This is a genomic window from Streptomyces sp. NPDC053541 (genome assembly GCF_044544705.1).
In the GTDB taxonomy this organism is placed as follows: domain Bacteria; phylum Actinomycetota; class Actinomycetes; order Streptomycetales; family Streptomycetaceae; genus Streptomyces.
In genome coordinates this window covers 276449-290213 of the sequence record NZ_JBITXM010000002.1, presented here as the reverse complement: position 1 = coordinate 290213, position 13765 = coordinate 276449, and the positions used below count along the sequence as shown (strand labels likewise).

At 75.2% G+C, this 13765-nt stretch carries 8 protein-coding genes; 5 read left to right on the top strand and 3 right to left on the bottom strand.

From position 1 onward, the window contains the following. Positions 1-21: 21 nt before the first annotated feature. Positions 22-3843 (top strand): multicopper oxidase domain-containing protein, encoded by a 3822-nt coding sequence (locus ACIGW2_RS05395; RefSeq protein WP_399841243.1) that lies wholly within the window; start codon positions 22-24, stop codon positions 3841-3843. After that, a complete protein-coding gene (locus ACIGW2_RS05390; RefSeq protein WP_356064003.1) occupies positions 3840-4562 on the top strand; it encodes a DsbA family protein in 723 nt (240 codons plus the stop codon). The genes ACIGW2_RS05395 and ACIGW2_RS05390 overlap by 4 nt, the downstream gene beginning before the upstream one ends. Before the next feature lie 69 nt (positions 4563-4631). Here ACIGW2_RS05390 and ACIGW2_RS05385 read toward each other — a convergent pair whose 3' ends face one another. The 3 genes from ACIGW2_RS05385 to ACIGW2_RS05375 all read right to left on the bottom strand — a co-directional run bounded on the left by ACIGW2_RS05385 (position 4632) and on the right by ACIGW2_RS05375 (position 8560). After that, positions 4632-6128, bottom strand: a complete 1497-nt coding sequence (locus tag ACIGW2_RS05385; protein WP_391652931.1) for a M4 family metallopeptidase — start codon at positions 6126-6128, stop codon at positions 4632-4634. Between the two features lie 395 nt (positions 6129-6523). Beyond that, positions 6524-7282, bottom strand: coding sequence for a 4'-phosphopantetheinyl transferase family protein (locus ACIGW2_RS05380; protein WP_399841239.1), 759 nt, complete (start codon positions 7280-7282; stop codon positions 6524-6526). A 147-nt stretch (positions 7283-7429) separates the two neighbouring features. Next, positions 7430-8560 (bottom strand): Ku protein, encoded by a 1131-nt coding sequence (locus ACIGW2_RS05375; RefSeq protein ID WP_399841236.1) that lies wholly within the window; start codon positions 8558-8560, stop codon positions 7430-7432. 52 nt (positions 8561-8612) lie between these two features. On the opposite strand from ACIGW2_RS05375, the gene ligD reads away from it, so the two are divergent. The 3 genes from ligD (at position 8613) to ACIGW2_RS05360 (ending at position 13694) form a co-directional block, all read left to right on the top strand. Beyond that, complete coding sequence (ligD, locus tag ACIGW2_RS05370; RefSeq protein WP_399841233.1) at positions 8613-9506, top strand: non-homologous end-joining DNA ligase; 894 nt, start codon at positions 8613-8615, stop codon at positions 9504-9506. 221 nt (positions 9507-9727) lie between these two features. Further along, entirely contained in the window at positions 9728-10627 is a 900-nt protein-coding gene (locus ACIGW2_RS05365; RefSeq protein WP_391652517.1) for a DNA ligase, read from the top strand. 967 nt (positions 10628-11594) lie between these two features. Further along, positions 11595-13694 carry a PBS lyase gene (locus tag ACIGW2_RS05360; RefSeq protein WP_391652516.1) on the top strand — a complete coding sequence of 700 codons (2100 nt, stop codon included), beginning with the start codon at positions 11595-11597 and terminating at the stop codon, positions 13692-13694. Positions 13695-13765 lie beyond the last annotated feature (71 nt).

Sequence of the window (13765 nt, the reverse complement as noted above, 5' to 3'; positions counted from 1 at the left end):
CACACGGGGGAGTTCACAAGGATGACAACCAGCACAACGGCGGGGGCGGCGCTGGAGCAGCACCCGGACGGGCGGCCGGTCCGCACGTACGACGTGGTCGCGCTCAACGTGCCCATCGCGTACAACGCCTTCGGCGACCACGACCGCAACGGCGCGCTGTACACGCTCGCCTCGGACGCTCCGGTGCTGCGGGAGCTGGCGGCCTCCTGGCCGCAGCCCTTCCCCAGCTACCTGGAGCACCCCGAGCTGGTGCCCGGCCCGCACCCGCTCGCCCGGCCGCTGGTCCTGCGGGTCCGGCGCGGGGAGCGGCTGCGGGTGCGGCTGACCAACGAACTCTCGCGCCGGGCCGGCATCACGCTGCAGGGCGTGCGCTACGACGTGCGGACCATGGACGGTCTCGCGGCGGGCGCGAACCCGGACAGCAGCGTGGCGCCGGGCGGCACCCGGGTGTACGAGTGGGTGTGCGAGCACGAGGGCGTGTTCCACTTCGGCGACATGTCCGACGCGCGCGGCGAGGGCTCGCAGAGCCACGGCATGGTCGGCGCGGTGGTGGTCGAGGCGCCGGAGGCGACCTGGACCGACCCGGAGACGGGCGGGCCGCTGGCCACCGGCCTGTACGCCGACATCCATCTGCCGGACCGCAGCTTCCGCGAGTTCGTGGTCTTCATGATGGAGTACCCGAGCAACGACAACCCGGCGGTGCCGCCGCCGATGCACGGTCACGGCGGCGGCCACGGGGGCGGGGACGGCGGCGGCCACGGCGACGGGGGCCACGCCGCCCTGGCCGCCTCCCCCGCCGACCCGGGCATCTACCGGCCGTCGGCCGCCGGAGCCCCCGCGACCCGCCCGGGCACCTCGGACACCGTCGACGACCTCACCCCGCTCAACAACGCGATGCTCCCGGTCAACCACCGCATCGAGCCGATGGAGTGGCGGATGTACCGCTACCACCAGCTCCTGGAGCAGGGGAAGATCGACCCGGTCCGCGACGCCGTGATCGGCGAGGAGGTGCACCACAGCTCCTGGCTCTTCGGCGACCCGGCCACGCCCGTGCTGCGCGGCTACTCCGGCGACCCGACCGTGATCCGCCTGGTGCACGGCGGCATGCGCGACACCCACGTCTTCCACACCCACCTGCACCAGTGGCGGCTGCGCCCGGAGGACGAGAACGCGCCGATCGTCGACTCCGTCAGCATCGGCCCGCAGGAGGCCATGACCCTCGAACTCATCGGCGGTCTCGGCTCGAAGCAGGGCGCGGTCGGCGACTCGATCTGGCACTGCCACATGTACGTGCACTTCCACATGGGCATGTGGGGCCTGTTCCGGATCTTCGACACCCTCCAGGACGGCACCGGCCACTACCCGGACGGGCGGCCCATCCAGGCCCTCGTGCCGCTCCCCCACCGGGCGCCGCCGCCGGAGCCCACGCCCGAGCGGCCCGGCTTCCCGGGCTTCATCGGCCAGTCGGCGACCTTCCCGCAGAAGAACCCGCGCCCGCCGCGGACCCCGCTCCAGCCGCCGGGCATGGGCCGCGAGCCCACTCCCCTGGAGGTCGCCGCCTTCGTGGACGACCCGCAGCCCGGCGAGGCGTTCACCAAGATCGGGCCGGCCGACGCGCCCGTACGCCGCTTCCACCTGGTCGTCACCAACGGCACCCTCTACTACCACGGGGACCCGACCGACCAGCACGCCACGACCTGGCACGACCACAACGCGCACTTCTACGTCCTCGCCGAGGAGATCGAGGAGGCGGGCGGCCTCGACGCGTTCAAGCGGCAGCTGGCCGCGGGCGAGCGGACCCTGGAGCCGCTGGTCATCCGCGCCAACAAGGGCGAGGTCCTGGAGCTGACCCTCACCAACGCCCTGCCGGCCGGGGCGCAGAAGGAGTCGGCCTTCGACCCGCCGCTGCCCTTCCAGCCCGAACTCGGCCTGCACACCCACCTGGTGAAGTACGACCCGCTGGTCTCCGACGGCTCGGCGGTGGGCTGGAACTACCTGTCCGCGACCACCACGGCCGACCAGGGCGAGGAGGCCTTCGGCCAGTACAACTCGTGGACCTACCGCTGGTACGTGGACGAGGAGTTCGGCACCGTCCTCTTCCACGACCACCTGCTCGCCAACTACCGGCAGCGGCACGGTCTGTTCGGCGCCCTGATGGCCGAGCCGGAGGGCGCGACCTGGGTCTCGCCGCAGGACCACACCAAGGAGCTGCGGCGCGGCACCCAGGCCGTCATCAAGCACGCCGACGGCACCGCGCACCGCGAGATGGTGCTGGCCATCGGCGACTTCGTGCCGATGGTCCGGCACGGGCACGGCGACCACGGCGGCCCGATCAACCCGCCGCCGGCCCCCGGCGCCCCCGACGACCAGGGCGTGATGGGCGTCAACTACCGCAGCGAGCCGCTGTCCGAGCGCGGCGGCGACCCGGCGCACTGGTTCTCCAGCGCCGAGCACGGCGACCCGGGCACCCCGCTGCTGCGCGGCTACCCCGGCGAGGACCTGCGCGTCCACGTCGTGCAGGGCTCGCACGACCTCCAGCACAGCTTCACCCTCTCCGGGGCGCGCTGGCGGGAGTGGGCGGGCCGCGAGGACACCGCCTGGCGCAACCAGCAGACCTTCGGCATCTCCAACGTGGCGCAGCTGCGGCTCGCCCCGACCCTGGGCGCCGGCGACCACCTGTGGTCCTTCAGCGCGGGCAACGACCTGTGGCTGGGCTGCTGGGGCCTGCTACGGATGCACGACCGGCGGCAGCCGGACCTGCCGCCGCTGCCGGGGCGCGGCCCCGGGCACCCGTCGCCGGTGCCGCTGCCGCCGCGCCGCCGGGTCCGCCGGCACACCGTGCGGGCGCGGGCCCAGGTCATCGAGTACAGCCCACTGCGCACCGACCCGTACGGGCTGGTGTTCGCCGCCGAGGGCGAGGGCGGGCCGGAGGAGGGCCCGCTGGTGCTGCGCTGCCGGGCCGGCGAGTGGGTGGAGGTCACCCTGGTCAACGAGCTGGACGGGCCGCCGCCCGCCAGCCCGCTGGACCCGCGGCTGATGAACGAGGAGGACCCCGGGGCCCGTACGGTCTCCGGGCGGGTCTCGCTGCACCCGACGCTGCTCGACTTCGACGTGCGGACGGACGACGGCGCGCACGTGGGCCGCAACTCCGACTCGACGGTCAAGCCGGGGTCCTCGCGGACCTACCGGTGGTACGCCGCCGAGCCGGGCGTGGTGCTGCTGCGCTCGCACGCGGACGTCATCTCGCACCCGCGGCGCGGCCTGGTGGGCGTGCTGGTCGTGGAGGAGGCCGACGCCACGCCGTACGACCCGGACACCGGCCGCGAGCGCTGGACCGGCGAGCGGGCCGTGGTCCGGCGCCCGCACGCCGAGCCGGTGCGCGAGCTGGTCCTGGTCACCCAGGACGGCCTGCGGCTCTACCACGACGGCGACCTGACCCAGCCGGTCACCGACCTGTTCTCGGACAGCCCGGACGACGCCGGCCAGAAGGCGTACAACTACCGCAGCGCCGCCCTGCACCCGCTGGACCCGGTGCTCTCCGACCCGGAGCCGCCGACCCCGCTGCTGACCGTCCGCCCGGGCGACCAGGTGGCCGTCCACCTGGCGATCGGCTCGCACCGGATGCGCAACCAGGGCTTCACGGTGCACGGGCAGGTGTGGGACGCCTCGGAGACGGGCCTCGGCTGGTACGTGTCGACGATCGGCGCGCTGGCCGCCGGCAGCACCCGGACGGTGCGCTTCCGCGCGCAGCACCCGGGCGACCACCTGTACCGCACCAGCAACATGCACTGGGGTGTCAGCGAGGGCTGGTGGGGACTGATCCGTGTAGAGGAGGGTCCATGACCGACGTCGTATCCGCACCGACCACCGACCCGCGGCTGCCCGCCGCACCCGACACCATCGCCGTCTACACCGACCTGAACTGCTCCTTCGCGCACGTGGCCGTGCACCGGCTGCACGAGACGCGCCGGCGTCTCGGCCTGGAGGGCAGGATCTGGTTCGACTTCCGCGCCTTCCCGCTGGAGCTTTTCAACCGCGAGGTCAACGCCCGCCCGGGCGTCGACTCGGAGATCGCCGTCCTCGGCTCCCTGGAGCCCGAGGCCGGCTGGCGGCTCTGGCAGGGCCCGGACTGGACCTACCCGGTCACGACGCTGCCCGCCCTGGAGGCCGTCCACGCGGCCAAGGCCCAGGGCTGGCACGCCAGCGAGCAGCTGGACCGCGCCCTGCGCCGCGCCTTCTGGGCGCAGGGCCGCTGCATCTCGCAGCGCCACGTGATCCTGGAGGTCGCCGAGGAGACGGGCGCGGTGGACGCCACCGCGCTGGCCGCCGCCCTCGACAGCGGCACCTCCCGCCCGGCGATCATGGCCCAGTACGACTCGGCCCGCGACGGGCGCGTCAACTGCAGCCCGCACGTCTTCCTGCACGACGGCACGGAGGCGGCGAACCCGGGCATCCGGGCCCGCTGGATCAACGGCGACTTCGGCACGGGCTACCCGTTCGTCGACGAGGACCGCCCGGAGATCTACGAGAAGCTGCTGCGGCAGGCGGCGGAACTGCTCTGAGCGCACGACCGCGGGGCCGTACGCCAGGACGGACTGTCCTGGCGTACGGCCCCGTGCCGTGTGGCGGTGTTACTTGACGTTGACCGCGGCCCAGGCGGTGTTGACCGCGTTGTACTCCGCGCTGCCGGCGCCGAACAGGTCGGTGGCGGCGGAGAGGGTGGCGGCGCGGGCGCCCGCGTAGTCCGTGGTGGAGGTCATGTAGGTGCTGAGGGCCTTGTACCAGATCTGGTAGGCCTTCTGGCGGCCGATGCCGGTGACGGTGGAGCCGTCGAAGGTCGGGGAGTTGTAGCTGACGCCGTTCAGGGTCTTGGCGCCGCTGCCCTCGGCCAGCAGGTAGAAGAAGTGGTTGGCCGGGCCCGAGGAGTAGTGGACGTCGAGGCGGCCGACGGTGGAGGACCAGTAGTCGGCGGAGTTGCCGTCGCGGCTGGGCTTGTCCATGTAGCGCAGCGGGGTGCCGTTGCCGCGGATGTCGATCTTCTCGCCGATGAGGTAGTCGCCGGCGTCCGTGGTGTTGTTGGCGTAGAACTCCACCGCGGTGCCGAGGATGTCGGAGGTGGCCTCGTTCAGGCCGCCCGACTCGCGGCGGTAGTTGAGACCGGCCGTGGAGGCGGTCAGGCCGTGGGACATCTCGTGGCCGGCGACGTCGAGCGAGGTCAGCGGCTTGAGGTTGTTGGTGCCGTCGCCGTAGGTCATGCAGAAGCAGGAGTCGGACCAGAAGGCGTTGACGTACGCGTTGCCGTAGTGGACGCGGCTGTAGGCGGCGACGCCGTCGCCGCGGATGCCGTTGCGGCCGAGCTCGTTCTTGTAGAAGTCCCAGGTGACGGCCGCGCCGTAGTGGGCGTCGGCGGCCGCGGTCTCGCGGTTGCTCGGGCTGCCGTTGCCCCAGGTGTCGGTGCTGTTGGTGAACAGCGTGCCGGTGCCGGACGTGCCGCCCTTGAGGTCGTACGTCTTGTGGCCGCCGCGGGCGGCGTCGGTCAGGGTGTAGCCGGCGGAGGTGCCCAGGGTGACCTGGCCGCTGTACTGGGTGTTGCCGACGCCCGTCTCGATGGCCTCGTAGGAGTACAGCTCCTTGCCCGAGGTGGCGTCGGTGATGACGTGGCGCTCGCTCGGGGTGCCGTCGTGCTGGGTGCCGTGGACCACGGTCTCCCAGGCGAGGGCGGGCTTGCCGTCGGCCGCCCAGATGACCTTGCGGGCGTCCGCGGCGGCGGCCGGGGCGACGGCGGCCTTCGTGGAGGCCACGGCTATGCGGGCGTTGGTCGCCTTGGTGGTGGAGCGGGTGCCGTTCTTCTTCTGGTGGACGACGAGGTCGCCACCGAGCACCGGGATGCCCTGGTAGGTGCGCTCGTAACGGGTGTGGACGGTGCCGTCCGCGTCCTTGATCACGTCACGGGCGACCAGCTTCTCCTGGTCGGACAGGCCGATCGCCTTCGCGGTGCCGGCCGCACCGCTCTGCGCCTCCTGGATGGCGGCGGCGCGCTGGGCACCGCTGAGCACGATCGCGGTGGCGCCGGCCTCGCGCTGGGCGTCGGCGTTGGCGGAACCGGTCTGGACGCCGACGACGACCATGGCGGCGGACGCGATGAGGGCGGCGGCTCGGGCGGTGGTACGAGAGGTACGGCGCGAGGACTGCTGGCGGATCACGCGGGCTCCTTCGCTGATGAAGCGTGGGGGTTTCGTGTGGGGGGTGGTGCGGGTGCAGCGTGCCAGCGAGCAGCCCTGATTGACAGGTATGCAACAAGGATTTGACCAACCGTTGTCCGAAGGGCGGCCAACTCCGTCCGCTATACGGCGAGCTGACCGCTCCAAGGGTCGACAAGGGTGGACATAGGGGTGGGCGAGGGGTGGACGAAAGGGTCCGAAGGGCGTCGGACGGGTGTACGGAACCGGTACCTCCCGTCCACCGGGCCCGGTGGACGGGGCCCGGTGGGATCCGGTGGACCGGGCCCCGCGACCGGGCGCCGTCAGCCGGACATGCCGAACATGCCGGACGTCCGGAGCACCGCCCGCGGCGGGACCGGCAGCGGGTCCGTGCCCGACAGACGGTGGAGGACCGGGGGTTCGGCGGCGCCGGCCGGGGCGCAGAGGGCCAGGGCGGCGTCGTGGGCCGGGCCGGCGGGCAGGTCGTACAGGCTCCAGCCGGCCGGGGCGGGGGCCGGGCCGCTCAGGTCGTCCAGGTGCGCCGCCCGGCCGAGGCCGGTGCCGAGGCCCTTCAGATACGCCTCCTTGCGCGCCCAGATCCGGCCGAAGGCCGCGGCCCCGTCCTGCGACCCCGGGCCGGCGGCCGCCACCTCGGCGCGCTCGGCCGGGTGCAGGACGGCGACCAGTTCCCGTACGGCGGAGGGATCCGGGCGCAGTTCGACGTCCGCGCCCACCGGGACCGGGGCGGTGGCGACCAGCACCCGGCCGCGGGTGTGCGAGAGGGAGAAGTGCAGCGGCGGGCGGGCGGTCGCGAGGGCGGGCCGGCCGTGCGGTGCGCCGCAGCAGGGGCAGGGCTCGCGCCGGAACTCCAGGTCCGCCGGCCGCTCGCCGAGCAGCCCGGCCAGGACGGTGCGCAGCGCGACGTGCGCGGCGACGTAGAGCACCCGGTCGGCGGGCCGCAGGAAGGCCGCCGCCCGCTCGCGCTCCCGCGCGTCCAGCACGCCCGGGTCGAGCAGCGCCGGGGCGAGCGGCGGCGCGGCAGCGCTCTCGTCCAGTTCCAGCAGCCAGGCTTCGGCACGCATCGGTCGGCCCCCGTCCTTCCGGTCCGGCCCCGACCGTACACGCAGCCTGGGGTCGAACTCCCCCGCGAGCGGCGGGTTCCGGCCGTGACGGCCCGGGGGGGCGCCGGATGCCGTGCGTCAGGCGGCGCCGAGCGGCGTAGGGCGGTGTCAGGCGGTGCGCTTGCGCGGCGGGGTCTTCTTCGCGGGCGCCGCCGGGGTCGCCTTCTTCGCCGCGGCCGTCTTCGCGGTCTTCTTCGCCGCCGCGGACTTCTGCGCGGGCTGCTTCTTCGCCGTCGACTTCACCGCCGTCGACTTCGTGGGGGCCGGGGCCTGCTTCGCGGCCGTCTTCGCCGTCGACTTGCGGGCCGGCGCGGCCGTCTTCTTCGTCGCGCCCTTCGCCGTGGACTTCTTCGCGCCCGTCTCCTTCGGCGTCGCCGCCGCGCGCTTGCGCGGGCGCAGTTCGGTGACCGGCGCCGAGGCGGCCGCCTCGGCCACCTCCTCGCCCTCGGCACCCTCGCCCCTGGCCTGCTTGGCGGCCCGGACGCTGCTCTCCAGGGCGGCCATCAGGTCGATGACCCGGCCGCCGCCGGCCGCCTCGGGCTCCGGCGGGGCGATGCCGGCGCCGCCCTCCGCCTTCGCGGCGATCATCTCCTCGACCGCCTCGCGGTAGTCGTCGTGCAGGGTCGAGATGTCGACCTCGCCGAGGGTGGCCATCAGGGCGTCGGCCAGGTCGAGTTCGGCCTCCCGCACCGTCACCGGGGTCTCCGGGGCCACGCCCTCCGGGGCGCGGATCTCGTCCGGCCACAGCAGGCCGTGCATGGCGATCACGTCGTCCACCACCCGCAGCATGCCGAGCCGCTCGCGCCCGCGCAGCGCGTACTTCGCGACCGCCACCTTGTCGCTGCGCTTCAGCGCCTCGCGCAGCAGGGTGTACGGCTTTGCGGCGGGCACGCCGTTGGCGGAGAGGTAGTAGGCGGCGTCCATCTGGAGCGGGTCGATGTCACCGGCCGGGACGAAGGCCACGATCTCGATCGTCTTCGCCGTCGGCAGCGGCAGCGCGGCCAGGTCCTCGTCGGTGATCGGGATCATGGTGCCGTCGGCGTCCTCGTACGCCTTGCCGATCTCCGCCTGGGTGACCTCGGCGCCGTCCAGCTCGCACACCTTCTTGTAGCGGATCCGGCCGCCGTCCTCGGTGTGCACCTGGCGGAAGGAGACGGACCGGCTCTCGGTCGCGTTGACCAGCTTGATCGGGATGCTGACCAGGCCGAAGGATATGGCCCCGTTCCAGATGGATCGCACGTTTCATCCCCTTCGTCCTGATACGTCCCGATATCCGTGGGATTCTCATCGTATGACGCCCATCACCGAGGTGGAGGGGCGCCGACTGGCCCTCAGCAACCTCGCCAAGGTCCTCCACCCCGCCTCCGGCACCACCAAGGGCGAGCTGCTGCACTACTACGCCACCGTCGGGCCCGTGATCCTGCCCCATCTGCGCGACCGGCCGGTCTCCTTCCTGCGCTATCCGGACGGCCCGGAGGGGCAGCTCTTCTTCACCAAGAACCCGCCGCCCGGCACGCCCGCCTGGGTGAAGACCACCCCGGTGCCGCGCTCGGACGCCCCGCGCGCCCGGCAGGTCGTGGTCCAGGACCTGGCCACGCTGATGTGGGCGGCGAACCTGGTCGTCGAGTTCCACACCCCGCAGTGGCGGGCCGACGCCCCCGCCGTGGCCGACCGGCTGGTGCTCGACCTCGACCCGGGGCCGCCGGCCACCGTGGTCGAGTGCTGCCGGGTCGCCCTCCACCTGCGGGAACGGCTGGCCGAGGACGGCCTGACGGCCTTCCCGAAGACCTCCGGCTCCAAGGGCCTGCACCTGCTCGTCCCGGTCGAGCCGACCCCGTCCGAGACGGTCTCCGCCTACGCCCGCCGGCTCGCCGTCGCCGCCGAGGCGGAGCTGCCCCGGCTCGTCGTGCACCGGATGGCGAAGGCGCTGCGGCCCGGCAAGGTCTTCGTGGACCACAGCCAGAACGCCGCCGCGAAGACGACCGCGACCCCCTACACCCTGCGCGCCCGCCCGCTGCCGTCCGTCTCCGCGCCCGTGACCTGGGACGAGGTCGCCGAGACGGCCCGGAGCGGGGCGCCGGAGCGGCTGGTCCTGCTGATGGACGCGATCGGGCCGCGCCTGGAGGAGTACGGGGAGCTGCTGGCCCCGCTGTTCGACCCCGCCGTCGCCGGACCGGTGCCATGAGCCCCGGGCCCCGCCCCGGACCCGGGCCTGAGCCCGGACCTGCCCCGGGTCCCGGACCTGACCCTGGCCCCGGACCCGGACCTGAGCCCGGACCTGAGCCCGGAACCGGACCTGGCCCCGGACCGGGACCCGGACCTGCCCCGGGTCCCGAACACGACCCTGGCCCCGGACCTGACCGTGGTCCCGGACCCGGGCCGGGCCCGGAGCCGGACCCCGACGTCGTGCTCCGGCCGCCCGTGGACGTCATGCGGCCGCGGGCCGCCGACGCGCTGCCGCGGCAGGACGGCGTCCCGGGCGGCTACCAGTACTCCCTCAAGCTGGACGGCTTCCGCGCGCTCGCCTTCGTCCTGGAGGGCGGCCAGGTCGTCCTCCAGTCCCGGGCCCGGCGCGACCTGTCCCCCGAGTTCCCGGACATCGCCGGGTACCTGGGCGAGCGGCTGCCGCCCGGGATCGTCCTGGACGGCGAGCTCTGCGCGTACCGCGAGGGCCGGATCAGCTTCACCGACCTGCTGCGCACCCACCGGGACCGGGCGCGGGCCGGGGTGCCCGTCTCGTACATCGCCTTCGACCTGCTCGCGCTGCCCGGGCACGACCTGCGCGCCCTGCCGCTGCGCGAGCGCTGGGAGCTGCTCGGCACCGCCCTCGCCGGCACCGGGCCGCCGCTCCAGCGGGTGCTGGCCACCGAGGACGAGGACACCGCCCGCGAGTGGTTCGACGCGCTGCGCGAGGCCGGGGTGGAGGGGGTCGTGGCGAAGGCCTGGAGCTCGGCGTACCGGCCCGGCGGCACCTGGGCCTGGCGCAAGGTGCGGCACTCCGACACGGTGGACGCCCGGCTGGTCGGGCTCTTCGGCCCGCCCGCGCGGCCGCACGCGCTGCTCGTCCGGCTCCCGGACGGGCGCGAACTGCGGACCTCGCCCCGGCTCACCGGCCGCCAGGCGCACGAGGTCGCGGCCCCGGCCGCGGCCGCCGGAGTGGCCGCCGAGCCGGTGGAGCACCCCGAACACGGACCGGTGCGCCCGGTCACCGGCCCGGTGACGGTCGAGCTCCTGGTGATCACGGGCCGCCAGGACACCGCCCGCTTCGTCCGCGTCCGGGAGACGGAACCCTGGCCGGAGCCCTGAGCCGGCCCTGGGGCCGGCGCCGCCGCGTATCCCGACCGCGCCCCGAGCCGGGGCCCGCGCCCGGCCCGATTCGACGCCGGAGCCGGGGCCGAACCCGATCCGGGTCCGCCGAGCCCCCGGGGACCGGGCCCCCGGACCCCTGCCTGCCCCGCCCGCGCCCCGGGCCCACCCGGGCCCGCCGCGTATCCCGACCGAGGACCGAACCCGAGCGGCCCTGGGGGCCGTACCCGGCCCGAGCCGGCACCGGATCCCGAGCCCGAGCCCGGGCCCCCAGCCGGGGGCCAGTCCCTAGGGATCCGCCCCCGGGCCCCTGCCGGCACCGCCCGGCCGGACACCCGACCCCAGTCCCGGCCCCGCCCGCGCGCCGAGCCCACCCGGCCCGACCCTGAGACCCCAACACCCGGGACCCCGGGGAACCTGGCCCCGGGCCCTGCCGAAAGCACCCGGCCGGACACCCGGTCCCGGCCCCGCCCGCGCCCCGCGCCTACCCCGGCCCTGAGACCCCGGGCCCCGGGCCCCGGGCCCACCCTGCCCAACCCTGAGGCCCCAGCCCCCAGCCCCCAGCCCCCTGTCCGGCGCCTTCAGGCCCCGCCCCGGCCCTCACCCTGCGCACCTCCCCGGCCATCGCAGCGTCCTTTTGGCCGGAACCCGGTGGGCGTCGGCCTCCGTTCCGTTCCGGACAAAGTCCCCGGGCGCCCGGCGCGCGGCGGCGGGGGCGCACTCCGGCGCGCAAGTGCGCATGTCCGGCGGGCGCGGGCGGGCGCGCGAGCCGGGGGGAGGGGGTGCGCGAGGGCTTCGGAGCGGCGGGGCGGGGGTTCGCCGGGGCTCCGGGCGGACCCGTGGATGGCGCAAAGCGTGCGGCCGCGCGGGGGTTGGGGGACCGCGTGCGGCGGGCGGGTCCTGGTGAAGGGCCCGTTGGTGCACACTTGCTGCCTGGTACAGCGCGCTCACGGGGAAGGCGGCCTGCATGCTGACGGGGATCGAGGAGGTCGACTGGGCCTCGCTGGGCCATGCCTACGGCCCCGCCGACGACGTGCCGGAGCTGCTGCGGGGCCTCGCCTCCGCGGATCCCGCCGAGCGCGAGAACGCCCTCGACGGCATGTACGGAGCGGTCCACCACCAGGGCGACGTCTACGACTCGACCCTCGCCTGCATCCCCTTCCTGCTCGAACTCGTCGCCGATCCCACCGTCCAGGACCGGGGCGGCATCGTGGAGTTGCTCACCAGCATCGGCGGCATCGACCTGTGCGGCGACGAGGAGCTGGACGAACTCGACCCGGACGACGCCGAGTTCACCCCGGCGGCGAACTACGCGATGGCGGCGGCGGCGGTCGCCGCCGGCGCGGACGTCTTCCTCGGCCTGGTCCACGACCCCGACCCCGAGGTCCGGCTGGCGGCGCCGTGCGCCCTCGCCTCGCTGCACGGCGACCCGGTGCGCGTCCTCGGGCTGCTGCGGGAGCGCCTGACGGTGGAGCGGGACACCGAGGTGCGGCTCGCCCTCGTCGCCTCGGTCGGGCGGATCGCGCTGCGGCACGAGTCGCTGCGCGCCGAGACCGTGGAGTGGCTGGACTGGCTGTCGCGGGCCGCGCAGGCCCCGGGCCTGCGGCTGGCCGCGCTCGCGCAGCTCGCCCGGGTGGCGCCCGCCGAGATCCCGGACGACGTGGTGGAGCGGGTGACGGTGCTGCTGGACGAGGTGCGCACGGCGCCGGCCGGCGCGTGCGCCGAGCCGGCCCGGACGGGCGGCTCCCCCACCCTCGTGGGGCAGGTGCGCGAGCTCCTGGAGGAGCACTCGGCGGGCCGCCCCACCCCGTGGACCGAGGAGCTGCTCCGTACCCTGCACACCGCCCTGGACGACCGGGTCGACGACCGCATCGCGCTCGTCCTGGCCCAGCTGCGCAGCCCCGACTGGGGCCAGCGCTCGGACGCGATCTGGCTGTGCGGCGGTCTGATACGGGTCTGGCGCGGGCGGTACGACGAGGTGGTGCGGCTGGTCGGGGCGCAGTTGAGCGACCCCGAGCCGCGGCTGCGCGAGGCGGCCACCTCCTTCCTTGAGCGCCTCTTCGAGCTGGCCGCGCCCTCGGCCGACGCGCTCGCGGCGCGCCTCACCGCCGCCCCGACGGGTCCGCCCGACCCCCCGGCGTCCGCGCCGGGTGCGCGGACGGGCCGGGGCGGGGCGCTGCTCGCGCTGGCCCGGTCGGGCGACTCGCGGGCGATACCGCTGCTCGCGCGGGCCCTGGAGGAGCGCGAGGTGCGGCGGGAGCTGCTGTACGCGGTGGACGCGCTGGGCCCGGCGGCGCTGCCGCTGGCGCCGGTGCTGCGGCGCCGGCTCGCCGAGGTGGAGCTGGACGACCTGCTGTACGACCGGGCGGCGCCGCTGCTGTTCGCGCTGGGCGCGGTGCGCGGGGCGCAGGCGCTGCCGGAGGTGCTGCGGGTGCTGCGCGGGGCGCCGGCGAACCGGCGGGACTGGGTGCACGAGGCCTGTCTGCGGACCCTGGCGGCCTTCGGTCCGCCGGCGCGGGAGGCGCTGCCGGACGTGCGGCGGCTGCTGGCCTCGCCGTCGGCGGCGGTCTCGGCGATGGCGGCGCGCGCGGTGTGGGCGCTCGACGGTTCGCTGGACGAGGCGCTGGACACCCTGGACCAGTGGCTGCGGCCGGGCACCTCGGGCGACGAGTGGTGCGCGGCGGCCCTGTCGCTCGGGGCCATCGGCCCGGCGGCGGCGCGGACGGCCCCGGCGCTGCGGGCCGGGCTCGGGGCGCGGGAGCTGTGGGTGCGGGTGCGGTCGGCGGCGGCGCTGTGGCGGGTGACGGGCGACAGCGCGGACACCCTGCCGGTGTTGCTGGCGGCCTGGGAGGAGAACCGTCACACCCGGGTGGCGGTCGCGGAGTGCCTGGCGGAGATGGGCCCGGCGGCGGCGGGCGCCGAGCACGCGATCCGGGCGGAGCTGTCCCGAAGACGGCGGCACAACGCGCGCGAGGACGGCGCGGGTTCGCACGACGTGCACGACGACGAGAAGCTGCTGACCCTGTGCCGGGCGGCCCTCGCGCAGCTGGAGCGGCGCCCGGTCTGAGACCGCGCCTCGCGGGCCCCTCGGTACCGAGCGGATCAGCGGCCCGGTGTCCGGGCGGGCGGAACGGTCCT

Bases quoted from the DNA above. Each gene is read 5' to 3' on its own strand.
- ACIGW2_RS05360 (WP_391652516.1), top strand. From the start codon at position 11,595: ATGCTGACGGGGATCGAGGAGGTCGACTGGGCCTCGCTGGGCCATGCC.
- ACIGW2_RS05395 (WP_399841243.1), top strand. From the start codon at position 22: ATGACAACCAGCACAACGGCGGGGGCGGCGCTGGAGCAGCACCCGGAC.
- ACIGW2_RS05380 (WP_399841239.1), bottom strand. From the start codon at position 7,282: ATGCGTGCCGAAGCCTGGCTGCTGGAACTGGACGAGAGCGCTGCCGCG.
- ligD (WP_399841233.1), top strand. From the start codon at position 8,613: ATGACGCCCATCACCGAGGTGGAGGGGCGCCGACTGGCCCTCAGCAAC.
- ACIGW2_RS05390 (WP_356064003.1), top strand. From the start codon at position 3,840: ATGACCGACGTCGTATCCGCACCGACCACCGACCCGCGGCTGCCCGCC.
- ACIGW2_RS05385 (WP_391652931.1), bottom strand. From the start codon at position 6,128: ATGGTCGTCGTCGGCGTCCAGACCGGTTCCGCCAACGCCGACGCCCAG.